Annotated in this window: 27 protein-coding genes and 1 pseudogene; 17 read left to right on the top strand and 11 right to left on the bottom strand. The window is 61.5% G+C overall.

The features are described from left to right. Positions 1-373 precede the first annotated feature (373 nt). The 8 genes from ACREXZ_RS25955 (at position 374) to ACREXZ_RS25920 (ending at position 6773) form a co-directional block, all read left to right on the top strand. Positions 374-973, top strand: coding sequence for a TIGR00645 family protein (locus ACREXZ_RS25955; protein WP_431766993.1), 600 nt, complete (start codon positions 374-376; stop codon positions 971-973). 75 nt (positions 974-1048) lie between these two features. After that, positions 1049-2572 (top strand): fumarate hydratase, encoded by a 1524-nt coding sequence (locus tag ACREXZ_RS25950; RefSeq protein ID WP_431766992.1) that lies wholly within the window; start codon positions 1049-1051, stop codon positions 2570-2572. Positions 2573-2760: 188 nt separating this feature from the next. Then, entirely contained in the window at positions 2761-3240 is a 480-nt protein-coding gene (bfr, locus tag ACREXZ_RS25945; RefSeq protein ID WP_431766991.1) for a bacterioferritin, read from the top strand. Between the two features lie 105 nt (positions 3241-3345). Further along, complete coding sequence (murI, locus tag ACREXZ_RS25940; RefSeq protein ID WP_431766990.1) at positions 3346-4236, top strand: glutamate racemase; 891 nt, start codon at positions 3346-3348, stop codon at positions 4234-4236. Positions 4237-4395: 159 nt separating this feature from the next. After that, positions 4396-4632 (top strand): (2Fe-2S)-binding protein, encoded by a 237-nt coding sequence (locus tag ACREXZ_RS25935; RefSeq protein WP_431766989.1) that lies wholly within the window; start codon positions 4396-4398, stop codon positions 4630-4632. A gap of 243 nt (positions 4633-4875) precedes the next feature. Beyond that, positions 4876-5583: a TonB family protein gene (locus tag ACREXZ_RS25930; protein ID WP_431766988.1), complete on the top strand. Its 708-nt coding sequence runs from the start codon at positions 4876-4878 to the stop codon at positions 5581-5583. 25 nt (positions 5584-5608) lie between these two features. After that, on the top strand, positions 5609-6340 hold the full coding sequence (locus ACREXZ_RS25925) for a MotA/TolQ/ExbB proton channel family protein (protein WP_431766987.1): 732 nt from the start codon (positions 5609-5611) through the stop codon (positions 6338-6340). A gap of 16 nt (positions 6341-6356) precedes the next feature. Continuing rightward, the gene (locus ACREXZ_RS25920; RefSeq protein WP_431766986.1) at positions 6357-6773 is read left to right on the top strand and encodes an ExbD/TolR family protein; all 417 of its coding nucleotides are present in this window, start codon (positions 6357-6359) and stop codon (positions 6771-6773) included. A 354-nt stretch (positions 6774-7127) separates the two neighbouring features. Here ACREXZ_RS25920 and ACREXZ_RS25915 read toward each other — a convergent pair whose 3' ends face one another. After that, entirely contained in the window at positions 7128-8108 is a 981-nt protein-coding gene (locus ACREXZ_RS25915) for a LysR family transcriptional regulator (protein WP_431766985.1), read from the bottom strand. A gap of 123 nt (positions 8109-8231) precedes the next feature. Here ACREXZ_RS25915 and ACREXZ_RS25910 point away from each other — a divergent pair, with 123 nt between their 5' ends. The 4 genes from ACREXZ_RS25910 (at position 8232) to ACREXZ_RS25895 (ending at position 10644) form a co-directional block, all read left to right on the top strand. Continuing rightward, positions 8232-9104, top strand: a complete 873-nt coding sequence (locus ACREXZ_RS25910) for a pirin family protein (RefSeq protein WP_431766984.1) — start codon at positions 8232-8234, stop codon at positions 9102-9104. 185 nt (positions 9105-9289) lie between these two features. Continuing rightward, positions 9290-9688 (top strand): OsmC family protein, encoded by a 399-nt coding sequence (locus ACREXZ_RS25905; RefSeq protein WP_431766983.1) that lies wholly within the window; start codon positions 9290-9292, stop codon positions 9686-9688. Between the two features lie 61 nt (positions 9689-9749). Next, on the top strand, positions 9750-10232 hold the full coding sequence (locus ACREXZ_RS25900; RefSeq protein WP_431766982.1) for an SRPBCC family protein: 483 nt from the start codon (positions 9750-9752) through the stop codon (positions 10230-10232). Between the two features lie 139 nt (positions 10233-10371). After that, positions 10372-10644 carry a hemin uptake protein HemP gene (locus ACREXZ_RS25895; protein WP_431766981.1) on the top strand — a complete coding sequence of 91 codons (273 nt, stop codon included), beginning with the start codon at positions 10372-10374 and terminating at the stop codon, positions 10642-10644. 273 nt (positions 10645-10917) lie between these two features. Here the strand turns inward: ACREXZ_RS25895 and ACREXZ_RS25890 are convergent, their stop codons facing one another. The 6 genes from ACREXZ_RS25890 to uvrB all read right to left on the bottom strand — a co-directional run bounded on the left by ACREXZ_RS25890 (position 10918) and on the right by uvrB (position 16993). After that, positions 10918-11325, bottom strand: a complete 408-nt coding sequence (locus tag ACREXZ_RS25890) for a GlcG/HbpS family heme-binding protein (protein ID WP_431766980.1) — start codon at positions 11323-11325, stop codon at positions 10918-10920. A gap of 73 nt (positions 11326-11398) precedes the next feature. Next, positions 11399-12802, bottom strand: coding sequence for a 4Fe-4S binding protein (locus ACREXZ_RS25885; protein ID WP_431766979.1), 1404 nt, complete (start codon positions 12800-12802; stop codon positions 11399-11401). Further along, positions 12799-13644, bottom strand: a complete 846-nt coding sequence (locus tag ACREXZ_RS25880) for an FTR1 family iron permease (protein WP_431766978.1) — start codon at positions 13642-13644, stop codon at positions 12799-12801. Before ACREXZ_RS25880 ends, ACREXZ_RS25885 begins: the two co-directional genes overlap by 4 nt. Before the next feature lie 48 nt (positions 13645-13692). Next, the gene (locus ACREXZ_RS25875; protein WP_431766977.1) at positions 13693-14025 is read right to left on the bottom strand and encodes a cupredoxin domain-containing protein; all 333 of its coding nucleotides are present in this window, start codon (positions 14023-14025) and stop codon (positions 13693-13695) included. Positions 14026-14087: 62 nt separating this feature from the next. Next, positions 14088-14630 carry an iron transporter gene (locus ACREXZ_RS25870; RefSeq protein WP_431766976.1) on the bottom strand — a complete coding sequence of 181 codons (543 nt, stop codon included), beginning with the start codon at positions 14628-14630 and terminating at the stop codon, positions 14088-14090. 272 nt (positions 14631-14902) lie between these two features. Beyond that, positions 14903-16993 (bottom strand): excinuclease ABC subunit UvrB, encoded by a 2091-nt coding sequence (gene uvrB, locus ACREXZ_RS25865; RefSeq protein WP_431766975.1) that lies wholly within the window; start codon positions 16991-16993, stop codon positions 14903-14905. Positions 16994-17261: 268 nt separating this feature from the next. On the opposite strand from uvrB, the gene ACREXZ_RS25860 reads away from it, so the two are divergent. After that, positions 17262-18461: an amino acid aminotransferase gene (locus tag ACREXZ_RS25860; protein ID WP_431766974.1), complete on the top strand. Its 1200-nt coding sequence runs from the start codon at positions 17262-17264 to the stop codon at positions 18459-18461. A 107-nt stretch (positions 18462-18568) separates the two neighbouring features. Here ACREXZ_RS25860 and ACREXZ_RS25855 read toward each other — a convergent pair whose 3' ends face one another. Together ACREXZ_RS25855 and ACREXZ_RS25850 are read right to left on the bottom strand one after the other, a co-directional pair. Then, entirely contained in the window at positions 18569-19792 is a 1224-nt protein-coding gene (locus ACREXZ_RS25855; RefSeq protein ID WP_431766973.1) for a DUF3734 domain-containing protein, read from the bottom strand. Positions 19793-19822: 30 nt separating this feature from the next. Then, a pseudogene (locus ACREXZ_RS25850) lies at positions 19823-19957 on the bottom strand (3-hydroxybutyrate dehydrogenase); the annotation flags it as partial. A 202-nt stretch (positions 19958-20159) separates the two neighbouring features. On the opposite strand from ACREXZ_RS25850, the gene ACREXZ_RS25845 reads away from it, so the two are divergent. Together ACREXZ_RS25845 and ACREXZ_RS25840 are read left to right on the top strand one after the other, a co-directional pair. Beyond that, complete coding sequence (locus ACREXZ_RS25845) at positions 20160-21131, top strand: potassium channel beta subunit family protein (RefSeq protein WP_431766972.1); 972 nt, start codon at positions 20160-20162, stop codon at positions 21129-21131. Positions 21132-21269: 138 nt separating this feature from the next. Next, positions 21270-22115, top strand: coding sequence for a 23S rRNA (adenine(2030)-N(6))-methyltransferase RlmJ (locus ACREXZ_RS25840; RefSeq protein WP_431766971.1), 846 nt, complete (start codon positions 21270-21272; stop codon positions 22113-22115). 707 nt (positions 22116-22822) lie between these two features. Here ACREXZ_RS25840 and ACREXZ_RS25835 read toward each other — a convergent pair. Both ACREXZ_RS25835 and cueR read right to left on the bottom strand, forming a co-directional pair. Then, positions 22823-22969 carry a DUF3563 family protein gene (locus ACREXZ_RS25835; protein WP_431766970.1) on the bottom strand — a complete coding sequence of 49 codons (147 nt, stop codon included), beginning with the start codon at positions 22967-22969 and terminating at the stop codon, positions 22823-22825. A gap of 306 nt (positions 22970-23275) precedes the next feature. After that, entirely contained in the window at positions 23276-23671 is a 396-nt protein-coding gene (gene cueR / locus ACREXZ_RS25830) for a Cu(I)-responsive transcriptional regulator (protein ID WP_431766969.1), read from the bottom strand. Between the two features lie 97 nt (positions 23672-23768). Between cueR and ACREXZ_RS25825 the strand changes: the two genes are divergently transcribed. Both ACREXZ_RS25825 and ACREXZ_RS25820 read left to right on the top strand, forming a co-directional pair. Beyond that, entirely contained in the window at positions 23769-23984 is a 216-nt protein-coding gene (locus ACREXZ_RS25825) for a heavy-metal-associated domain-containing protein (protein ID WP_431766968.1), read from the top strand. 17 nt (positions 23985-24001) lie between these two features. After that, entirely contained in the window at positions 24002-24898 is an 897-nt protein-coding gene (locus tag ACREXZ_RS25820) for a dTDP-4-dehydrorhamnose reductase family protein (protein ID WP_431766967.1), read from the top strand. Positions 24899-25102: the final 204 nt, after the last annotated feature.

Genomic DNA, 25102 nt, shown 5'->3' with positions numbered 1-25102 from the left:
ATGCAGCCGCTCTTGCAATGCTAACTGAACTCGCCGTTTCGATTCCAGCTTGAACCGCTGCTCACTGCCTGTCACGACGCCGATGCGGCGCGGTGGGCGCGACGTTCGCGGCGGGACACCGATCGTGCTGGCAATCCACCCACACTTACGTCGCCAAATCCTATGCCGCCGCCGCGGCGACCCGCTCGTTCGACGCTGTACAATATCGCGCCCAGTGTGCTTTCGGCCGCTCCCCGCCGCATTTCCGCGCAGTCCGCCGCCGGCGCGACCGGCCACGGCTGGTCAGGCGCGGCCGGCGAAGCCCCCGAGCAAGCACGAGCAAACCCGTCCGTCGCGGCCCGCCGCTGTCCCGTTCTTACTATTGCCACCGCCTATGTCCGCTGCGCGCCCTTCGTCTCCTCGCAGAAACCGTCGTCCGATGAGTCCGCTGCCCGCCATGATCTTCATGAGCCGCTGGCTCCAGGTACCGCTCTATCTCGGCCTGATCCTCGCACAGGGCGTCTACGTCGTGCTGTTCCTGAAGGAAGTCTGGCATCTGGTCAGCGCATCGATGACGCTCGACGAAACCAGCATCATGCTCGTCGTGCTCGGCCTGATCGACGTGGTGATGATTTCGAACCTGCTGATCATGGTGATTATCGGCGGCTATGAAACGTTCGTGTCGCGGCTCGGCCTCGAAGGGCATCCCGACGAACCCGAATGGCTCGATCACGTGAACGCGGGCGTGCTGAAGGTGAAACTCGCGATGGCGCTGATCAGCATCTCGTCGATCCATCTGCTGAAGACCTTCATCAACCCGGACCAGCACACGACGCACGCAGTGATGTGGCAGGTGCTGATCCACGTCGCGTTCCTCGCATCGGCGCTCGTGATGGCATGGATCGACCGGCTCACGACGCATACGCATCCCGAGCATTACCAGGAACTCGCCGCGCGGCATCCGGTGCCGATGTCCGCGCCGGCGCCTGACTGACCTCGACCGAATTTGCACGATCAGGGCTCGACTGAAGCCCGACTAAAAAAGATTCCCTTCCCCAGTGAGTTAGCCATGACCGTCATCAAACAGGAAGATCTGATCCAGAGCATCGCGGATTCGCTGCAGCACATCAGCTACTACCATCCGCTCGACTACATCCAGGCGCTCGGCCGCGCGTACGAACTCGAACAGAGTCCGGCCGCGAAGGACGCGATCGCGCAGATCCTGACCAACAGCCGCATGTGCGCGGAAGGCAAGCGCCCGATCTGTCAGGACACCGGCATCGTCACGGTGTTCGTGAAGGTCGGCATGGACGTGCGGTGGGACGGTGCGACGATGAGCGTCACCGACATGATCAACGAAGGCGTGCGTCGTGGTTATCTGAACCCGGACAACGTACTGCGCGCGTCGATCGTGAGCCCGCCGGAAGGCGCGCGCAAGAACACGAAGGACAACACGCCCGCGGTGATCCACTACGAGATCGTGCCGGGCGACAAGGTCGACGTGCAGGTTGCGGCGAAAGGCGGCGGCTCGGAGAACAAGTCGAAGTTCGCGATGCTCAATCCGTCGGATTCGATCGTCGACTGGGTGCTGAAGACGGTGCCGACGATGGGCGCCGGCTGGTGCCCGCCTGGCATGCTCGGCATCGGCATCGGCGGCACCGCAGAGAAAGCGATGCTGATGGCGAAGGAATCGCTGATGGACGCGATCGACATCCAGGATGTGATCGCGCGCGGCCCGCAGGACTGGATCGAAGAACTGCGCGTCGAGCTGCACGAGAAGGTCAACGCGCTCGGTATCGGCGCGCAAGGGCTCGGCGGTCTTGCAACGGTGCTCGACGTAAAGATCATGGCCGCGCCGACGCACGCCGCGAGCAAGCCGATCGCGATCATCCCGAACTGCGCGGCGACGCGTCACGCGCACTTCACGCTCGACGGCAGCGGTGCCGCGAAGCTCGATGCGCCTTCGCTCGATGCATGGCCGAAGGTGCAGTGGGAACCGAATACGGAAACGAGTCAGCGCGTGGACCTGAACACGCTGACGCCGGCGGAAGTCGCGAGCTGGAAGCCGGGCCAGACGCTGCTGCTGTCAGGCAAGATGCTGACGGGTCGCGATGCCGCGCACAAGCGCATCGCCGACATGCTCGCGAAGGGTGAAAAGCTGCCGGTCGATTTCACGAACCGCGTGATCTACTACGTCGGTCCCGTGGATCCGGTGCGCGACGAAGCAGTCGGTCCGGCGGGTCCGACCACCGCAACGCGGATGGACCAGTTCACCGAGACGATGCTGTCGCAGACAGGCCTCATTTCGATGATCGGCAAGGCCGAGCGCGGGCCGGTCGCGATCGAGGCGATCAAGAAGCATAAGGCCGCGTATCTGATGGCTGTTGGCGGCGCGGCGTATCTCGTGTCGAAAGCGATTCGCAGCGCGAAGGTTCTCGCGTTCGAAGACCTCGGCATGGAAGCGATCTACGAGTTCGACGTGCAGGACATGCCGGTGACGGTCGCTGTCGATTCGAGCGGCACGTCCGTGCATCAGACCGGCCCGAAGGAATGGCAGGCGAAGATCGGCAAGATCCCGGTCGCGACGGTCTGATACGCACGGCATACTTCTGGTGTGACAGTGCAAAGCCGGACCTTCAGGTTCCGGCTTTTTCTTTTTCTGGTTCTAGTTGAGAGCCTGGGTCTAATTGAGAAGCATGCACGAAAGACAGCAGAACCTTGGCTTTTTAAGGCCCTGCGTTTATTGTTCTGGTTTGAAGAAGAGCCCCACAAGGAACAATCATGCAAGGCGACAAGAAGGTCCTCGAATATCTGAACGCGCAGTTGAAAAACGAACTGACCGCGATCAACCAGTACTTCCTGCACGCGCGGATGTACAAGCACTGGGGTCTCGACAAACTGGGCAAGCACGAATACGACGAATCGATCGGCGAAATGAAGCATGCCGATCTGCTGATCGAACGTATCTTCGTGCTCGACGGTCTGCCGAATCTTCAGGACCTGCACAAGCTGCTGATCGGCGAAGAGACGAAAGAGATTCTCGAGTGCGATCTGAAGCTCGAGCAGATTTCGCAGAAGACCTGCAAGGAAGCGATCGCCTATTGCGAGACTGTGCACGACTACATCTCGCGGCAGATCTTCACGACGATTCTCGACGACACCGAAGAGCATATCGACTGGCTCGAAACGCAGCTCGATCTGATCGACAAGGTCGGTATCCAGAACTATCAGCAGACCGGCATGGGATCGATCGAATCGTGACCGCGTAACCTGTTACGGCGACCGCCGCGGGTCGCCGTACAATACGGGCACTTTTCGCATCTCTTTCCGTTTCTTGCCTTATTTCTCGTGTCTCTCGCACTACCGATGATTCCGACGCAGGCCGACTCCGCCGTTCCGCTTACCTCGCCCGCCGACGCGCGTATGCCCGTCGGCATTTTCGATTCGGGCCTGGGCGGCCTGTCGGTGCTGCGCGCGATACGCACGCTGCTGCCGGCCGAACCGGTCGTGTACGCAGCCGATTCGCGCTACGCCCCCTACGGTGATCGCGACGACGATTTCATCACGGACCGCACGCTCGCGATCGGCCAGTGGCTCGTGTCGCAGGGCGCGAAGGTGCTGGTCGTCGCGTGCAATACGGCGACCGCGCAGTCCATCGCATTCGTGCGCGAGAAGCTGCCCATTCCGCTCGTCGGCGTCGAGCCGGGCATCAAGCCGGCTGCGCTGCAATCGAAGACCCGAGTCGCGGGCGTGCTCGCCACCCAGGTCACGCTGCGCAGCGCGCGCTTCCAGGGGTTGCTGGAACGATACGCGGCCGATTGCCGCTTCCTGTGCCAGCCGGGCCACGGGCTCGTGGCGGCCATCGAGCGTTGCGACGTCGACTCGGCCGAACTGCGCGCGCTGCTGCAAAGCTATCTGCAACCGATGCTGGACGCCGGCGCGGACACGCTCGTGCTCGGCTGCACCCACTATCCATTCCTTGATGCGACGATCCGCGACATCGTCGGCGACCGGCTCGAACTGATCGACACGAGCGTCGCGATCGCGCGGCAGCTCGAGCGCGTGCTGGATCAGCACGGCCTGCGCGCCGCCCCGCTCGCGGACGGCGAAACGTCGCCGCTGCCCCGTCTATGCTCGACCAGCGACGGTGCGCATCTGCAGCAACTGGCCGCCACGCTGCTGCACCTCGATGCGCCGGTCGAGCACGTCGTCATCCCCTCCCGGCGCACTGTTTCGCCCGATTCCCTCCCCGCGTAGCTCACAGCTGCCATCTGGCTAACGCCCGACCGACCGGTCCGGTGGCCGTAGACCCTGCTAACGGTCTGGTTTTGTTACAAAAATCCATGTTGCACCCTTGCCAATGCACCGAACATAATTGATAATAATTCGCATTAACGTTCACTATCGCGTATCGCCATGATCGTCTGCGTGTGCAAGTCTGTATCCGACCGGAAAATCCGTGCCTCGATTGCGCAGGGCGTCGATTCATTCGACGAACTGCAGTTCGAGCTTGGCGTCGCTACGTGCTGCGGCAAGTGCGAGGAATCGGTCCGCGACGTGATGGAACAAACGGGCGTGTGCGCGAGCCGCTGCGGCGTCGAGCGTCACACGCACACGGCACCGCTCACGTTCTACGAACGCAAGGCAGCCTGACCGTTCGCGCGCGGCGCACCGGGCGCTATCTATAAATTGCCGTTCCGTTGTCCTGTGTTGTCCTGTCTCACCGTCGTCAGCAAGCCAGTCTCACACCAGCCAGCTACCGTCCTCAACTTCAAGGAGTACGAGATGGAATTGCTGATCGGGTTCGTGACCACTTTATGTATCTCGCTGCTGATTTTCCGAACATGACGCTGCCTTGCCTCACCCGCTGCATCGACGGCGCCGACCGACGCTAACATGCAGGCCTTGGATTCCGTTCCGGCCGGCTCAACCCCGGCATCCTCTATCCGAATGAACTCCCGTGCCGTCGTCGCGACCGCCATCGTCGCGGCGCTTCACGCTGCGTTGCTCATCGTCGTGCTGACGGCTCGTCGCGAACCCGTTGCACGGCCACCGGAACTGCAGTCGATCACCGCGGAGCTGCTACCGCCTCCAGTCGCCACACCCGCGGCAATCCAGTCTCCCGCGCGGCCGTTGCCCACGCCGCCGGTCCCGCACGTAAAGCCGAAGGTGCAGCCGCGGCCCACGCCGACGCCTATGCCCCAGGCGGCAGCGCCGTCGCCGACCCAGATCACGACACCGGAACCCACGCCGGCTCCCGTGGCCCCTGCGGCGCCGCCGGCTCCCGCAGTACCGGCCGCACGTCCGACGATCGCGATGAGCGCGCCGAAGAATGTCGCCCATCTCGACTGCGACATCGTCAAGCCCAACTATCCACCGCTGTCCACGCGGCGCGGCGAAACCGGGGTCGCGTACGTCAAGTTCGTCGTCGGGTTGACCGGCAAGGTCCAGAACATCGAATTGACGAAGAGCAGCGGCTACAGCCGTCTCGACGACGCCGCCCTCGAAGCAATGCATGCGACCACGTGCAGGCCGTACATCGAGAACGGTGAACCGATCCTCGCGACGCGTACGCAGCCCTTCGAGTTCGGGCTCAACGACTGAAGCAGATTTCAATCAAGGAATGACCATGCAAAATTACGGTATCGCCCACGTCTGGGCGCAAGGGGATTTCGTCACGCGAGGCATCGCACTCGCGCTGGTGATCATGTCGGTACTGTCGTGGACGGTCATCGTCATCAAGAGCTGGAACGTGGTGCGGATGAACCGCCTCACGCGCAACGCCGAACAGGCGTTCTGGCATTCGGACGATCTCGCCGACGGCGTGAAGAAACTCGGTGCGCATTCGTCTACACCGCAGGACAACCCGTTCCTCGCGCTCGCGTTGTCGGGCCAGGAAGCCGCCGACCATCATCATCAGACGCAACCGCATCTGCACGACCGGATGGACGTGTCCGACTGGGTCACACGCTGCCTGAAGGACACGATGGACGAAAGCGTCGCGCGGATGCAGAGCGGACTCGCGATCCTCGCGTCGATCGGCAGTACCGCGCCGTTCGTCGGACTATTCGGCACGGTGTGGGGCATCTATCACGCGTTGCTGACCATCGGTGCAACCGGCCAGACGTCGATCGACCAGGTGGCCGGTCCGGTCGGCGAAGCGCTGATCATGACGGCGTTCGGTCTGTTCGTGGCGATTCCGGCGGTGCTCGGCTACAACGCGCTGACGCGTGCGAACAAGGCGATCGTCAGCAAGCTGAACCGCTTCGCACACGGGCTGCACGCGTTCTTCGTGACGGGCGCGCGCCTGTCGTCGTCGAAGCGCGGCGACGGTCTGCGTCTCGCCACGCGTAACCACTGATCCGCGAGGCACTCCGATGGCAATGAGCCCTTTCGCCAGCGACGACGACGATGGCCTGATGAACGAGATCAACATGACGCCGCTCGTCGACGTCATGCTGGTTCTACTGATCGTCTTCATGGTGACGATTCCGGTGATCCGGCACGCAGTGAAGATCGATCTGCCGCATGCGAGCAGCCAGAAAGAAGACACAAAGCCGGCGCAGGTGAACGTGTCGGTCGAAGCGGACGGCACGGTGCTGTGGGACGAGCAGAAAGTCGACGATGCGACGCTGCGCACGAAGATTGCCGCAGCCGCTCAGCAGACACCGCAACCCGAACTGCACCTGAACGCCGACCGCAAGGTGCCGTACGAAGCCGTCGCGGAAGTCATGTCGGCAGCGCAGGCCGGCGGCCTGACGAAGATCGGCTTCGTCACGCAGCCGAAGCGGTAACGCCTCGCGCGATCCGCGCGGCTGCATGGAAAACGCACGCAAAAACCGCGCTCCAAAGTAAAAGGCCTTCATCGTCAGATGAAGGCCTTTTTTCGTGCGCACGCGGCGCATTCGGGCGGCGGGTTCACTTGCCACGGGTGTGGCCGGAGTCACCACATGCGACAGCCGTGATCGACACGGACAGCGCGGTCAGCCCTATCAGGCTCGCTATGATAGCGGCCATGAGTTTTCGCCAAGAGACTCCTTAACGAAAGGGATTCAAATATAGGTCGACGCGGAGGCGCATTCAAGCAAACAGCCATTGAAAGTACTCATCGCAGGCGACGCTTAAATGCCAAAAGCGATGCGCACCGCTCACAACGCTTCGGCCTCCTGCGCCGCACGCACCGATTCGCGCGTCGGACACTCGCCCACCGAGTATTTGCCGGAGTCAGGATCGAGCATTTCCACGAGGTAGTCGATGAAGCTGCGCACCGCCGGCACCATCCCCTGCCGCGACAGGAAGACCGCATACAGCTGTGGCGTCGGCAGCGTCCAGCCGGGCATCACCGGTGACAGTTGTCCCGAACGCAACGCGGCGCCGTACATCATCTCCGGCAATGCAGCGATGCCGATGCCCGCCAGCACGACTTCGAGGATCGCGATCAGGTCGGCGCTGACGAGACGAGGCTCGTGTTCGTGCGCGTGCCGGGCGCCGTCCGGCGCGATCAGATTGAACACGTGACGGCCGTCGCCCGTCGGTGTATCGAGCGTTTCGAAGTGCGTCAGATCCGCGGGCTGCATCGGCGGTGCATGCTGATTCAGCAGGCTCGGCGCGCCGACCAGCATCTGCTGCGTGCGCCATAACGGGCGCACGACGATGTTCGCGTTTTCGGGTGGCTCGGAGCGCACCCGCAACGCGACGTCGACGGAATCTTCGAACAGATCCACGACGCGATTGGTCACGCGCATCACGATGCGCACTTCCGGGTAGCGATGCATGAATTCCGGCAGGATCTGCGCCATCATCGTCTGCGACAGCGTGACCGGTACGCTGACGCGCACCGTGCCACGCGGCGACGCGCGCAGCTGCTGCACGACGTTCACCGCGGTGCGCGCTTCCTGCAGCATCGCCTGGCAATGCTGGTAGAACAATTGCCCCGCTTCGGTCAACGCGAGCTTGCGGGTCGAGCGCTGCAGCAAACGGACGCCGAGCGACGCTTCCAGCTCGGTCAACCGCCGCGACAACCGCGACTTCGAAATCCCGAGCACCCGCTCGGCGGCGGAAAAGCCGCCGTGTTCGACGACCTGCGAAAAGTACATCAGGTCGTTCAGGTTGTGCGAATCGATATTCATGTCATCGTTCCATTTTCAGAACAATCCATTGCGGCCGGACGGCTGGCACTGGCGTAAACGGTCCCTATAATAGCTCCATGTTTCAAAAATGACGCTATTCCCCAATTTTTTAAGGCGACTGTGATGACCACGACCCGCACGATCGAGCGCACGTTTCCCGCCGTTCGGACGACGGAAGGCGGCGGTTTTATCGTCCACCGTCCGTTTCCGACGCGTCTCTTGATGGACTTCGATCCGTTCCTGCTGCTCGACGAAATGGGACCGGTCGACTACGCACCCGGCGAAGCGAAAGGTGCGCCGGATCACCCGCATCGCGGTTTCGAAACGGTCACGTACGCGCTCGAAGGACAATTCGGCCACAAGGATTCGGCGGGCCACTCAGGCACGCTGCGCGCAGGCGACGTGCAATGGATGACCGCAGGCTCGGGCGTCGTGCACAGTGAGATGCCCGACCCGGAATTTACCCGCACCGGCGGTCGCGTGCATGGGCTGCAGCTGTGGGTGAACCTGCCGCGCAGCGACAAGATGACCGCACCGCGCTATCAGGAGATTCCGTCGGCGCGTATTCCGGTTGCGACATCGGATGACGGCACAGTGCGCGTGAAAGTGATCGCGGGCGAAGCGCTTGGCGTCAAGGCGGCGATCGAGACCCACACGCCGATCCTGTATCAGCATTTCACGCTGCAGCCGGGCGCGAGGATCGTTCATCCGGTGCCGCGCGACTATCGCGTGTTCGCGTATTCGCTGTCCGGCAAGGGCTTTTACGGTGAAGACGGGCACGAGGTCGACGCGCGGCAGATGGTCGTGTTCAACGACGACGGCGACACGGTGACGTTCGCAGCCGGCAACGAGCCGCTCGACGTGCTGCTGCTCGGCGGCGTACCGCTGAAGGAACCGGTGGTGCGCTACGGTCCGTTCGTGATGAACAGCGAAGCGGAAATCCGTCAGGCGGTGCTCGACTACCAGTCAGGCAAGATGGGGCAGATCACGCATTGAATGACGCGTAATTTCAACCGGGCTCCTCGTACAAAAAAGCGCTCCCGCCGTTCCGGCGCGGAGCGCTTTTCTTCTCTAGTCGGCGTTCTGTCCGGCACGAGAACGTAACCGACTCCGGTCACTTCGGTCACAATAACGGCTCGCGCCGCCTTGCGCGGCAGGCCTATTCCCGATCAGGAGTCTTCATGGCAGGGTCCAGCGTTACCGCACACACCGGTTCGGCAGATTTTCAGGTCGTGCTCGACAACGGCAGACATACGTGGCTCGGCGACGAACCCGAATCGGTCGGCGGCGGCGATCGCGGCCCGACGCCCGTCGATCTGCTGCTGTCGAGCCTCGGTGCGTGTACGTCGATCACGTTGAAAATGTACGCGCAACGCAAGGGCTGGCCGCTCGACAATGTGCACGTCACGCTGTCGATCGAAACCGGCGACACCGGTTCGACGATCGACCGCCGGGTTGTGCTCGAAGGCGACCTGTCGGATGAACAGCGGGAACGGCTTTTGCAAATTGCGAATGCGTGCCCAGTCCACAAGATCCTCACGCGTCCGATCACGATCCGCACGGGGCTGGCCGCTGCGTGATCGCGTCCTCGCTCCAGCACTGGCATCGACCGACGATGCGCTTGAAAAGGAAGCTGCCGTTTTGAATTTCGAACACCTGATCCAGATCAACGATCCGTTGAATCCGTTCGTCGACACAATGACCCGCGAGCAACTGTGGGAAGGACTCGTGCTGCGCGCGGAACAGCCGCAGCTGTTCGTGCTCGGACTCGACAGCTGCACGATCGTCTCGCGGACCGAGAGCACGCTCGAGCGCGAGCTGCATTACGGCCAGGCCACCGTGCGCGACCGCGTCACGCTGCAGCCGAACAACAGCGTGCGATACGACATTCTCGCCACCGACAGCTACGTCGGCGGCTCGCTGACCATGACGATCGAGCAACCGGACGAGCTGCAGCTATTCCTGCGCTTCGAATACACCACGAGCCTGCCCGTCGACGAAAGCGAAGACGCCCGCCAGACCCAGGAGATCGTCAAGTCCGCCTACCGCGAGTCCGACATCGACACCGTGCGATTGATCCGGCAATACGTGCTGAGTCCCAAGGACGCCGGTCCGCTGCATTGATCCGCCAGCGCCGCAGTTCGTCTGCGGCGCCTCCCCCGTCTCGACTATCGGAATCCCCTTCCGATCAATTCTTCTTCTTGTTAATAAGAACCATTATCATTTAGAATCACTCCATCGAATCGACAAACCGATGGAACGAATGACCGACCTGACGCGCTCTTCCACGCTTAGCCTGCGCCGCCCGACCGCCGCGCTGACCAGCGGTCCCAAGGCAGGGTCGCAGGCTCCATCGGTTACGGGCAGCACCGCGCCGTCGTCCGTTTCGCGAAGCGTCCCGCCTGCCGATTCAACGGACACTGTGGTGCGTAGCGATGCACTGCTGCAAGGCCGCAGCCACGTCAGCATCATGCACAACGGCGAGACTTATCAGCTGCGTGCGACGCGTCTGGGCAAGCTCATTTTGACGAAGTAAGTACCGGGTATTGTGGGGACCACCTCCTCGAGAGGTGTTAGGCCTTAGCCAGCCACGACGGCTTGCACGCGAGATCTAGACCCCTTCGTGCAGACACCAAGCCAGCCGTCACAGCCAGCCAGGCCGCTTTTTCTGGTTCTCACCGCAATGCGCTCTTGCCTGTCGGGCAATTGACGCCAGCATCGAAGTCCTGGAAGTACAAAAGGCCTTGCAGATGAAGATCATCTGCAAGGCCTTTGCCTATTGATGCGCGGTGTTGTTACGCAGTCTCGATTAGCTGAGCCCCAGCGCCGCGATGCCCGCGCGGGCAATCGCCGCATCCTGATCCGACTTCACGCCCGACACGCCGATCGCCCCCACCACTTCGCCGTCGGCGATCACCGGCACACCGCCTTCCAGCATGCCGACCATCGGCGCGCTGAGGAACGCGACCCGCCCCTGTTTGATGATGTCCTCGTAGACCTTGCTTTCGCGCCGACCGAGCGCAGCAGTACGCGCCTTGCCGGTCGCGATGTCGACCGAGGACGGCGCGGCCTTTTCCATTCGATGCAGATGAAACAGATGGCCGCCGTCGTCGACGATCGCGATCGTCACGTTCCACTGGTTGTCAGCGGCATGGGCGTGTGCGGCGTCGGCCATTTTCCTGACGTCATCGTCGGTCAGTGCGGGTCGGGTTCTCACAGGACATCTCCGGATCGATTGATACGTGGTTTTTGCAGAATGCGGCGAAAGGCGTGCGGTCAGCGATGCAAGACTAGCGCGACCAGCCCCAGAACATCAGCCACCATGCGCTGTCGACGACAGCCAGTGCGGCGGCGAACCACGCCAGCGACAGCAGGCGCGGCACGAGGCGTTCGGTATAGCGACGGGTAACGAGCCACGCGAGCCACGCGCTCCACACGTTGGCGACGACGAGAATCGCGATGCGCAGCTCCGACGCCCACCACAGCGGTACGTGCTCCGAGCGCAGCAGCGACAGCGTCGTCGCGGACAGGCCGAGGAACACGCCAGCACCCGCGATCGGAATTAGCCCCTGCGCCAGATGATGCAGCCGACGCCATTCGAAGCGCCCCAACATCCGCGTCGCACCGGCCAGCAGCACGAGCAGCGTCGTGCCATAGACGACTGCGGTCGCAAGGATGTAGCCGATCACCATCGTCCCGTCGAGCCACGAGAACACGTCGTTCTGATCGGGGTAATGCGTGAAGAGGAACCACGGCGCGTTGGTCTCGAGCGGCCACGTGATGTCGCGATCGATCAGCCAGGTGGCGAAGAAAGTCTTCAGATCGACGAACCACGTCGACGCGGTCCAGTGGAAAGCGCCGATCGCGATGCCGAGCAGGCCATACAGGATCAACGCGGTATCCCATGCGCTCGCCTGTTTGTCGCCGAGATCGACGACCTCGGTGGACGGCGCGCGCCAGGTCAGCGCAATCGCATCCCGATGGCCGGCGCAGCGGCCGCACATGTGGCACGCCTCGGCGCCCTTCATCTTCCGCAGCGGCAACAGCGGCGCACAATTGATCGGGACCACGCGATGTCCGTGCTCGCCCTCTTTATACGAGCGACGCCACGCGTCCTCATCGACCTTGTAGTGGAATGGCGCAAGCCGCGCCAGAAGCGAAAAAACCCCGTTGACAGGGCAGAGATACTTGCACCAGACGCGCTTCTCGCGCCCATACAGCAAGCCAATGATCATCGCGGCGAAGGTCGATCCGCCCAGTACCAGCAGCACCGCTTTCGGATACTGGTAGACGCTCACCATCTGCCCGTAGATGGTCGTCAGGCCGAAGGCCACGAACGGCCAGCCGCCCCAGCGCATCCAGTGCGGAATAGCCCGGCCGCGGCCATACTTGCTCGCGAACTCGGCGAGCGCGCCTTCTGGACACAGCACGCCGCACCACACGCGACCCAGCATCACCATCGACAGCAGCACGAATGGCCACCAGATACCCCAGAAGACGAACTGCGCGGCCAGCGTCAGGTTGTTCCACAGATGCGCGCTGTCGTCGGGCAGCGGCGTGAATGCCGGGACGAGAATCAGAAAGGCATAGACCGCGACGACGATCCACTGGATGCCGCGGATAGCCGCGCCATGTCGCTGCATCCATTGACCGGCCCCGGCAAGGCGGCCCGGGCGGACGGCGACGCTCGTCATGCCGCGCGTCCCGCTGTTCGCTGCGCCGGCCCGCGCGACGCGCGACGCACCAGCAGATAGACGACGACCCAGTAAAGCGCGTACGCAAGCAGGTTCATCAATGCCGGATGCGCGCGATAGCCGGTCAGTGTCGCGACGAGCGAGCCGAACGTGCTGGAATCGTCGAGTACTGCGGACGTATTCCACAGCTGATCGACGAGCGTCGGCAGGATCTCCTTGTCGATCAGCTTGTCGACGCCAGTCTGGAACAGCCCCGCGCCGAGAAGCAGCAGCATGATTTCAGTGACGCGGAAAAAATGCCGCCATGAGAACACTTTCCCGCCGAGTTGCAGCATATAGAACGTGAGGAACGCGAGCCCGAGGCCGATCAACACCGCGAGAATCTGGCTGCCGTCGACGTGCCCCGTCTGCCCAAAGCCGAGGCCGTACAGAAAGATCACCGTCTCGCTGCCTTCGCGGGCAATGGCGAGCGCGACCAGCACCGCAACGCCCCACCCGTTCGAATTGCGTGTGCTCTGCCGCAGCGACTGTTCCATGTCGCGCTTCAGCGTGCGGCCGTGCTGTTTCATCCACAGCACCATCTGCACGATCAGCACGCACGCGACCAGCACCATCGCGGTCTGAAAATAATCCTGCGCGTCACCGGACAGGACCTCGGTAAACCCGACGAGCGCCGCGCCGAGCGCGATCGCCGCGAGCACCCCGACCCCGACGCCAGCCCACAGGTACGGCAGGCCGCGCCGCGCGTCAGCGTCGCCGTTCCTCAGCCACGCGTACAGAATGCCGACGACGAGCAGCGCCTCGACGCTTTCTCGCCATACGATGAACATCACCTGACCCATCGATATCCTCCATTGCCAGGCGAACGCCTTACGCCCATGCTTCGCCCACTACTTCGCGACGATGACCCCTTGGGCCTGCTGATGGAAATCGTCGAAGAACTTGTACTCGCCCGGCGAAAGCGGCGCGATCACGACGAACGAGTCCGCTCCCGGCGCCAGAACCTTTTCCTTGCGTAGCTGAACGCTCTCGAACTCCGCCGCGCCCTTGCCCGTATTCACGATCTCGATCTTGATACGCTGACCAGCCGGCACTTCGATCCGCGCCGGGTTCAGCTTGCCGTCGCTCATCTCCAGCTTGAAAGTCGGCAGATCCACTGCCTGTGCCACGCCGGCGAAGAGCATCGTCGCGGCAAGCAGCGCGAACTTCCTGTTGATTCCCATTGCCCCTTCCTGAAGACTTTGTCGCCGTTATCCGCCGTTATCCGCCGCTAGCCGCTACGCGATCAGTAGCCGCCCTTTTTGCCGATGCCGGCGTACGTGAAGTCGTACTCGAGCGTGAACGGCTTGAACCACGGACCCACGCCGGTTTCCTTGTCGACGTGACGGCCGAACGCCATGTGGCCGGTCTGCATCGGCGGTTCGACGATCAGCTTCAGATGGTATTTGCCCGGGCCAGCCAGTTTGACGTTGTCGCCGTAGTGCGGACCGTCGCTCGCCACCATCGCCATCAGATCGCCTTTCTGCGACCAGTTGGCCTTCGACAGCTCGTAGTGAACCTGCAGATACGGCATCCAGTCGCCTTCGGCGAAACCGGTCGGGTTGTTCTTCACCGCGTGGATGTCGGCCTCGAGATGGACGTCCGAATCCGACGCCTTGCGCATCATGCCTTCCGGCTCCATCGTGATCGGCTGCAGATACACCGCGCCGATTTCCATGCCGCCCTGGATCTGCTGCTTGCCGATCGGGAATTCGGCAGCCGAAACCGACACGGCGGCGCCGATTGCGGCGGCCATCAGGCCGGCACGCAAGAATGAAGAAACCTGCATTGCAACTCCTTGTTTTTATCTGATAGACCGGCTACTGACCTTCTCAACGGACGCTCTTCGCGTATCGCCGCTCCGGAAGCGACCCTGAAAAGCGACGAAACACGTTAATGCGAACCATTCTCAATATGAGTTTAACATCGTTCCGCGGCCGGAACAATGATGAAAGCTCGTGGAAGGGGGTTGACAGTCTCTGCGGACTCGCAGAACCGGTATGGCAGGAATCGAACGCGAGCGCCTCTCCGACGCTGCGTTCATGCTTCGCTCGTGACGCTTCAGGTGCCGGTCAGATGATCGCCGACGTTCGCGCCGAAAACGCGTTCGCGCAGCAGCGCGAGCTGATCGCGTGCCTGAGCGGCCTTTTCGAATTCGAGATTCTTCGCGTGCTCCATCATCTGCTTCTCGAGCCGCTTGAGTTCCTTCGCGAGCTGCTTCTCGGACATGTCCTCGAATTTCGCGCGCTGCTGTTGCTCCTTCAGCTCGGCGCGTGCTTCGTCGACGTTGTACACACCGTCGATGATGTCCTTGATCCGCTTCACCACGCCGCGCGGCGTAATGCCATTTTCCAGGTTGAAGGCAATCTGCTTCGCCCGCCGACGTTCAGTCTCGTCGATCGCGCGACGCATCGAGTCGGTCATCCTGTCGGCGTACAGGATCGCCTTGCCGTTCACGTTGCGCGCAGCACGACCGACCGTCTGGATCAGCGAGCGCTCGGCGCGCAGGAAGCCTTCCTTGTCCGCGTCGAGAATCGCGACGAGCGACACTTCCGGAATGTCGAGCCCTTCGCGCAGCAGGTTGATCCCAACGAGCACGTCGAACGTGCCGAGCCGCAGATCGCGGATGATTTCGACCCGCTCCACCGTGTCGATGTCGCTGTGCAGATAGCGCACCTTCACACCGTGATCCGACAGGAACTCGGTGAGCTGCTCGGCCATACGTTTCGTCAGCACGGTGACCAGTACGCGATCGCCCACCTTCACGCGTTCGTTGATCTCGGACAGGATGTCGTCGACCTGGCTCGTCGCCGGACGCACTTCGATTTCCGGATCGACGAGGCCGGTGGGGCGCACCAGCTGCTCGGCGACCTGCCCCGATGTCTTCTTTTCGTAGTCCGCCGGCGTGGCCGAAACGAACACGACCTGGCGCATCTTGCGTTCGAACTCGTTGAACTTCAGAGGCCGGTTATCAAGCGCGGACGGTAGCCGGAAACCGTAATCGACGAGATTCTCCTTGCGCGCCCGGTCGCCGTTGTACATGCCGTTCAACTGGCCAATCAGCACGTGCGATTCGTCGAGCAGCATCAGCGCGTCGGTCGGCAGATAGTCGACTAGCGTCGGCGGCGGTTCGCCCGGCGCCGCGCCCGAAAAGTGCCGCGAGTAGTTCTCGATGCCCTTGCAGAAGCCGAGCTCCTGCAGCATCTCCAGATCGAAACGCGTGCGCTGCTCGATACGCTGCGCTTCGACCAGCTTGGTGTCGCGATGAAAGAACTCGAGCCGCTCGCGAAGCTCGGTCTTGATCGTTTCGACCGCGCGCATCACGGTTTCGCGCGGCGTCACGTAGTGCGACGACGGATATACGGTGAAGCGCGTAATTTTCTGCCGCACACGGCCTGTCAGCGGATCGAACAGCTGCAGCGTTTCGACCTCGTCGTCGAACAGTTCGATGCGCACCGCCATCTCGGCGTGCTCCGCCGGAAAGATGTCGATCGTATCGCCGCGCACGCGGAACGCGCCGCGCTGGAAGTCCGCTTCGTTGCGCGTGTACTGCATCGCGATCAGCCGCGCGATGACCTCACGCTGCCCGATCTTGTCGCCGGTGCGCAGCGTCAGGATCATCTTGTGGTACTCGGACGGATTGCCGATACCGTAGATCGCCGACACGGTCGCGACAATCACGACGTCGCGGCGCTCCATCAGGCTCTTGGTCGCCGACAGCCGCATCTGTTCGATGTGCTCGTTGATCGACGAGTCCTTTTCGATAAACAGATCCCGCTGCGGCACGTAGGCCTCGGGCTGGTAGTAGTCGTAGTACGACACGAAGTACTCGACCGCGTTGCGTGGGAAGAACTCGCGGAACTCCGAATACAGCTGGGCGGCGAGCGTCTTGTTGGGCGCGAAGACGATGGCCGGGCGGCCGAGCCGCGCGATCACATTCGCCATCGTGAACGTCTTGCCCGACCCGGTCACGCCGAGCAGCGTCTGGAACGACAGGCCGTCCTCGATACCCTCGACGAGCGTCTCGATCGCTGTCGGCTGATCGCCGGCCGGCAGATAAGGCTGATACAGCTGGAACGGTGAGCCCTCGAATGCGACGAATTTCGACTCGTCGAGCGCGTCGTCGACCTCGGACAGGTGATGTTCGGACATGGATGCGGCATCCTCGGCGGGAGCAAAGGACTATTTTAGCGGTTTGGGCCGCCTGGAGCCGGGTCTATACCCGGCTTGCTGACAGTACGCTGGCAGCAGCCAGCGCCGGCGTGGAAAAACCCGCCTGCCAACACGATCCAGCCTAAAAAACGGGCACGGATTCGCTACAATGGCGTGTTACGCGCGTCAGCCGCACACCGCTCGCCTCATCGAGCCACGACCGGCCAGCCGCGCCTGAAGCCTTCTTCTCACTACTGCCGATCCCATCATGTCTCTCTTTTCCGCCGTCGAACTTGCCCCCCGCGACCCGATCCTGGGCCTGAACGAAGCCTTCAACGCCGACACCCGCACCACCAAGGTCAATCTCGGCGTGGGCGTCTACACCAACGAGGAAGGCAAGATTCCGCTGCTGCGTGCCGTGCGCGACGCGGAAAAGGCACGTGTCGAGGCAGCGCTGCCGCGCGGCTACCTGCCGATCGAAGGAATCGCCGCCTATGATGCCGCCGTGCAAAAACTGCTGCTCGGCAACGACTCGCCGCTGATCGCAGCGGGCCGTGTCGTGACGGCGCAGGCACTCGGCGGCACGGGCGCACTGAAGATCGGCGCGGATTTCCTGAAGCGCCTGAACCCGGCCGCGAAGGTTGCGATCAGCGATCCCAGCTGGGAAAACCACCGCGCGCTGTTCGAAGGCGCCGGCTTCGAGGTCGTGTCGTACCCGTATTACGACGCAGCGACGCACGGCGTGAATTTCGCCGGCATGCTCGACGCGTTGAACAGCTACGCCGCGGGCACCGTCGTCGTGCTGCACGCGTGCTGCCATAACCCGACCGGCGTCGATCTCACCACCGATCAGTGGAAGCAGATCGTCGAAGTCGTGAAAGCACGCGGTCTCGTTCCGTTCCTCGATATCGCCTATCAAGGCTTCGGCGACGACATCGACGCGGATGCCGCCGCGGTACATCTTTTTGCCGCAGCCGAACTGAACGTGTTCGTCTCGTCGTCGTTCTCGAAGTCCTTCTCGCTGTACGGCGAGCGCGTCGGCGCGCTGTCGATCATCACGGGCAGCAAGGAAGAAGCGACGCGCGTGCTGTCGCAACTGAAGCGCGTGATTCGCACGAACTATTCGAACCCGCCGACGCACGGCGGCTCGGTCGTCGCTGCAGTGCTCGCATCGCCCGAACTGCGCGCGACGTGGGAAAGCGAACTCGGCGAAATGCGCGATCGCATCCGCACGATGCGCAACGGGCTTGTCGAGCGCCTGAAGAGCGCCGGCGCGACTCGCGATTTCAGCTTTGTGAGTGCGCAGCGCGGCATGTTCTCCTACTCGGGTCTGACGGCTCCGCAAGTCGATCGTCTGCGCGACGAATTCGGCATCTACGCCGTGAGCACCGGTCGCATCTGCGTCGCGGCGCTCAACACGCGCAATCTCGACGTAGTCGCCAACGCGATTGCACATGTGCTGAAGTAAAACTGCGGGAGGCCGGGTTTTTCAGGCTTCGCGTGTGAGAACGGCGCTCGCTTTTGGAGCGCCGTTTGCTTTTGCGATACACGCGCCAGATGCGAACTCCGCCGGACTCAACGCGTATCGCGATGGATATCGTGAGTCACGAAACCTGCGTCGTTATCCGGCATATCGAGCCAGCCGGGTTGCGCGAGCGACTGGCGAATGTCTTCCAGACCGCTCGACCAATGTTCCCGCATCGTCGACAGTCCGAACTGATAATCCTTGAACTGCCCTTCGTACTCTTTCTGCCGGTAGATCAGATGGATCACGTTATACCGCTTCGAGCATGAGAGATCTTCCGCGAGCCGGCACCATGAGTCCTCGCGATGCTCGGGCGCGACGCGGTCAAGTACCTCACGCAAGACATGACGAAAGCGCTGCGAACGCTGCAGCATGTCCGTGACGAGCCGCGTGCGGCTGGAATACTGGATGTCCTTCATGCGGCCCTGAACGTCGGTGATGTTGTCCGGCACCGGTCCGCGCGAACTCCATAGATCGACCTGAAACGCCAGCGTGTCGTAGCGCGGCGTAGTCTGCACCACTTCGTAGAGCGGGGTGTTCGACATCAGGCCGCCGTCCCAGAAGTATTCGCCGTCGATTTCGACTGCCGCGAAGCCCGGCGGCAATGCACCGGACGCGATGAAATGCTCTGCCCGCAGCGTCATGCGGGTATTGTCGAAGTAAGCGAAATTGCCGGTACCGACGTTCACCGCACCAACCGAGACGCGCACTTCGCGCGAGTTGATCCGGTCGAAATCGCACAGCCGTTCGAGTGTCGATTTGAGCGGCGTCGTGTCGTAATAGCTCGCGGCTTGCGGAGGTCCAGACACAGCGGGCAGCGGCGGCGGGAAGCGCGGTACGAAGAAGCCCTTCTGCCCTTCCACGACCGCACCGACGGCCTGCATTGCGGTGAACGCTTTACGCACCGCGTCCGTCGAATTGAATAGCGTTTGCTCGATGAACGCCGGCAACGGCGGACCGAAAGCCGGCTGACAGATGGTTTCCCAAAATTCGAGCAGCCGCGCGACGCGATGTTCAGGCGCATTACCCGCGATGATCGCGGTGTTCAACGCACCGATCGAGATGCCGGCGAGCCAGTTCGGCCGGATGCCTGCCTCGTCGAGACCCTGATAAACGCCTGCCTGATAGGCACCGAGCGCCCCTCCGCCCTGCAGCATCAGCGCAATCGACTCGTACTTCGACGAGTCGACTGGCGCTGCTGCTGAGGCTGTGCGCGCCGCGCTGTCGCCGCCCGGTACTTCCGCGCGTGTGCGTTTGACATTGCGTTCGGTCATGGCCGCTCTCCTTTTGGGGCGTTGATCGGCTTACTGCATGAACCAGCCATGGCTCACGAGGAACGACTGGCCGGCAAGCGCAGCGCTCAGGAACGACGACAGGAACAGCACTGTTTGTGCAAAGTCCTCGACCGTCGTGAACACGACGTCGACGGTGTCGTCCAGTTGGTGAATCATTACATCGCAACCGGCGTGCAGAAAGCTGGCCGAACGGCATAGTCCGTCCGGCCGGATACCGCGCGCCGGCATTGCCTGGTATTGTGCATGAAGGCATATGAAGCGGCAGTGGTTGCCACCGCAGCCTACGCGCCTGCCCGGATCGGATTAAGCTGTGGCATTCCGATCGACCCCACTCCAGGAGGCACGCATGAACTACCGGCGACTCGGCCGCTCCGGCCTGCAAGTCAGCGAATTATCCATTGGCTCATGGGTTACGTACGGCAATCAGGTGGACCGGAGCGCGGCCCGTGAATCGCTCGCTGCCGCGCGCGATGCCGGCGTCAATTTCTTCGACAACGCGGAGGTCTACGCGAGCGGAAAATCCGAAGAGATCATGGGGCATGCATTGAAGGAACTCGGCTGGTCGCGTGTCAGCTATATCGTGTCCACGAAATTCTTCTGGGGCTTGAATGAAGCGCCCAATCAGTACCACACGCTGAACCGTAAATATCTGCTGAACGCGATCGACGGTTCGCTGAAACGTCTGCAGCTCGACTACGTCGATCTCGTGTTCTGCCACCGGCCTGATCCCAATACGCCCGTGGAGGAAACGGTCTGGGCGATGAGCGACATGATCACGCGCGGCAAGGCGCTGTACTGGGGCACGTCGGAATGGAGCGCCGACGAAATTCGCGCGGCGTATGAGATCGCCGAGCGGCACCATCTACATAAGCCCGTGATGGAACAGCCCCAATACAATCTGTTCCATCGCAAGCGCGTCGAACAGGAGTACCAGCGGCTGTATGAGGATATCGGACTGGGGTTGACCACGTGGAGTCCGCTCGCGTCCGGGCTGCTGACCGGCAAGTATCGCGGCGGCGTGCCTGCCGACAGCCGCGCGCAGCTGCAGGGATACGACTGGCTGCGCAAGCAGGTAACGGATACCGGCAAGAACGATGTTGTCGGAAAGCTCGGCGGTGTCGCGGATGAGCTGGGATGTTCGATCGGACAACTCGCGATCGCATGGATTTTGAAGAATCCTAATGTCAGCACGGTAATCACCGGCGCCTCGCGCATCGAGCAGATCGCTGAAAATATGAAGGCTCATGAGATCGCAACGAAGATCACCCCGGAAATCAAGCTGAAGATCGAGGAGATCGTCGGCGACTCGCACGACTAGCGGACGAGGGGTTGCCGTAGTCCATCTTCGCTGAAAAGCGCAGGGGGTCGCGTACAATACGCGACCCCCTCGACCTGCCGGGCACATGCGCGATACCGTGTTCCGACAGACCCCGTTTACGTCGTTTCTCGCGAAACCATGCTCAGCTACCGCCACGCCTTTCATGCCGGAAACCACGCCGACGTCCTGAAACATGCCGTTGTCGTGCAACTGCTGCGCTACCTCGGCCAGAAAGACAAGGCTTACTGGTACATCGATACGCATGCAGGCGCCGGTGTCTATTCGCTGAAAGAAGGTTACGCGACAAAAACCGCTGAATTCGAGACCGGTGTCGGCAAACTGTGGGAACGCAAGGATCTGCCGCCCATGCTCGCCGAATACCTCGACGAAGTGGCCGCGCTCAATCCGGACGGCCATCTGCGGTACTACCCGGGCTCACCGTATCTGGCATGGAGACTGATGCGCGAGCAGGACCGGATGCGCCTCTTCGAGTTGCACAGTACGGAAATCGATGTGCTGCGTCACAACTTCCGCGACGCGGGCCGGCGCGCACTGCTCTATGCCGGCGATGGGTTCGACGGCATCAAGGCGCTGTTGCCCCCGCCCCCGCGCCGTGCGCTCGTGCTGATCGACCCTTCGTATGAAGACAAACGCGACTACGCACGGACGCTCACATGTGTCGAAGAGAGTCTTCGACGCTTCGCCAACGGGACTTACGTGATCTGGTACCCGCAGGTTGCGCGCCTCGAATCCCAGCGATTCCCCGATCAGTTGAAGCGATTGCAAGACAGGAACTGGCTGCACGTCTCGTTGACGATCGGCAATCCGCCCTCGGATGGTTTTGGATTATTCGGCAGCGGCATATTCGTGCTCAATCCGCCCTACACGCTGGCAAAAACGCTGAAAGACACCATGCCGTGGCTCGTCGACGCATTGAAAGAGGACGGCTCCGCGCAGTTCAAGCTCGAACATCGCGGCGACTGAAGCGTACGCTGTGGCTGGTTTAGTCGACGTGTTTCCCCGGCAACCGAGCTGCGTTGCCTGACCAGTGACATGAATTTCGAGCGTTACGCCTGCGGGTTCACGACTGGAAGGATGCACACGCCCAGGAAACGCCCCCCTTCCCCGCCAGAGGTTAAGGCTGAAACCTCGCCTATTGCCGCGACACCGGCACACGTAGCGGAGGTTTCGGTGCAGCTTGCGACTGACCAGTCGCGGGAAGCTCGATATAGGGTGCAACGAGAATCGGAGGCGACGAGTTCGGCGCGAGTTCGGTTGGTGTCGCAATGGGTTGCGCTTCGACGATCCGCGCATGGGAAAGAGGCGCCGTCTGAAGTACTGTTCCGCCCTGACCGTCGCTGATCCCCCTCTGCGTATCGAGAATCAGCGGTTGGCCGCCGCTTGACGATGCCGCCAGCGCAGTCGATACAGCAAACACTGAAGCAAGCGCCGTCGGAACTGCAAAGCGCCGCAAACAGCGGAATGGTCGAATAAAAAGCATGCGCGGATCCAGTGATCAACGGCCTGCGACAGGCAGCAGCCGATGATTTATACCTTACCTTCGTCGTGGCGTTCGCGCCAGCGCCATGCCGCAGAAACATTCGACCTGCCACAAACGACAAAGCCCCGCTAAACGGGGCTTTTGATGCTGCTGCATTGTGGCTTTACCGAGCCGCGTTGGGCCGAGCGGTTTACAGCGAGTAACCGTTGGTCTCGAGCGAACGAATACGCTGCTCAAGTTGCACGATGTCAGCCGACGATGCTAGATAGGCCTCACGGCGGCTACGTTCAGCGCTTTCAAACCAGTTGCTCAGCTTTTCCAGAAGGTACGCAATCATGATGTTCTCCAAGGATCAATAGAACCCCTGGTGAATTCGAGCATCAGGGATTTCCCTTAAAAGGGTTAACCCGCATTATAGGCTTCCAACCGATCTTTGCTAGTGAAATGCCCGACTGATGTGCATTCCGTTTTGGAATGGTGCGCTCAGATTTTTCCAATAACCCATTGATTTAAATTAAATTTACATCAACCGGCAAGTGGCGATTGATGTGATTTGCACTTTTTTGGTGCAATCTTGTTGCGAGCGTGCAACAGCTTAGTGCGACGGTTGCGACTCGTCACGCTACCTTATCATTCCTCAGAATTACGGCTGTTCAGCCGCCAATCGCTCGATGATCGGGCAATCTGGACGCGCATTCCCGTGACAATGATTCGCCAGATGTGTGAGCGTATCGCGCATTTCCGTCAGTTCCGCAATTCGATGGTCAAGTTCGGCTACATGCTCGAGTGCGATTGACTTGACCTCAGCGCTCGCACGGGAGTGATCCTGCCACAACGCTAAAAGCTTGCGAATGTCCTCCACGAGAAATCCGAGACGGCGTGCCTGCCGGATAAAACGCAACGAGTGAATTTCTTTGGTCCCGTACACTCGGTAGCCAGCCGGAGTACGCCCTTTGGCACTCAGCAAGCCAACGCTTTCGTAGTATCTGATCATCTTGGCAGTAACTCCGGACGCGCCTGCCGCTTCGCCAATGTTCATCAAATTCGCTCCAAGTTTCGATTTTTTATGCTACACCTTCCCACACTTGGAAGGTCTAAGCTGATTTTTCGATCCGTTCATTTTCTGGAGGTAAAAGATGACTACCGAGTTCCACGTCGAGGGCATGAGCTGCCAACACTGTGTCGCCGCCGTCACAGAGGCGATTCGCGATCAAGATGCGTCCGCACAAGTGAAGGTCGATCTCGCGGAGCGTCGCGTTGTTGTGGAGTCGCAGCAACTCGTGAAAGTGCTGGAAGCGGCGATCGTCGACGCGGGCTATACCGTCGTCGGCGATGCAATCGTCACCAGCTGATGGTCGAGCGTCGGCCGATGCCTTTTACTGTTGCGGTAATTGGCGCTTCGGGCTTGCTAGGTCGGGCAATCGCGAGAGAACTCGCGAAAGAGCGAGAGTGGCGTATCGTGCCGACTGCGTTCCGTCGAGTATCCCCAGAGATGATTTCGCTGGATATTTGCAATGCCGGCGAAGTCATGCGGTTTATCGACCGCGAGGCGCCGCACGCTATTGTGATTGCTGCCGCAGAGCGCAAACCGGATGTCTGTGAACTGGAGCCGGCGCGTGCTCATGCCATGAATGTCGTGGCAGTTCAAAATATAGCTGCGGCAGCCAATCGCGTGAACGCGTGGACTTTGTCCATTTCGACTGATTATGTATTTGACGGCACTCGGCCACCTTACCTGGCCGACGACCCGCCGTGCCCACTCAACGCGTATGGCCGCAGCAAATTGCTTGGGGAACGCGCACTCATCGATGCCGCACACGCCGGGTGCGTGCTCCGCCTGCCTCTGCTATATGGACCGGTTACCGATTGGCAAGAATCCGCAGTAACCAGCTTGGTGCCGTCCATCATTGCCTCAACTGATACCGCACCGGCAACGATGGACGCGTGGGCCGTCCGATATCCAACTTACACACCGGATGTTGCGTTCGTTATCCGGCAATTACTCGCTCGACATTTCCACGGAAAAACCGTAAGCGGCGTTACCCATTGGTCTGGCGACCAGCCGATGACAAAGTACGACATCGCCGCGCATCTGGCAGCAGCCCTGCAAGTTGAGGCTTGTCTTATCCCGCAAAGAGCGCCGACCGACTCTACGCCGCGGCCTCATGATTGCCACCTCGACTCGAGCAACCTTGAGAAACTTGGTATCGGCAGGCGCACACCATTCGAAATTGCCATTCGGGATGTACTACGCCAGTTGCTGTAGTCGAACACCAAATGTGTGGCGTTGGAGCGAGGGATATAGACGGGGAGAGGGGCTGGGGAGAAATAGCGGAGGCTGTGGCATAAAGCACGACGCCCCCGCGAGCCTGAGGGCGGGCGGGGGCGGGTGTTGCTGCTGGGGAGCCTGACGATTACCTACTTTCACACGGGCAATCCGCACTATCATCGGCGTGGAGTCGTTTCACGG

This window comes from Paraburkholderia sp. (genome assembly GCF_050742655.1).
Lineage (GTDB): Bacteria > Pseudomonadota > Gammaproteobacteria > Burkholderiales > Burkholderiaceae > Paraburkholderia.
Note: the sequence above shows the minus strand (reverse complement) of the source record. Positions and strands in the feature narration are given on the sequence as shown.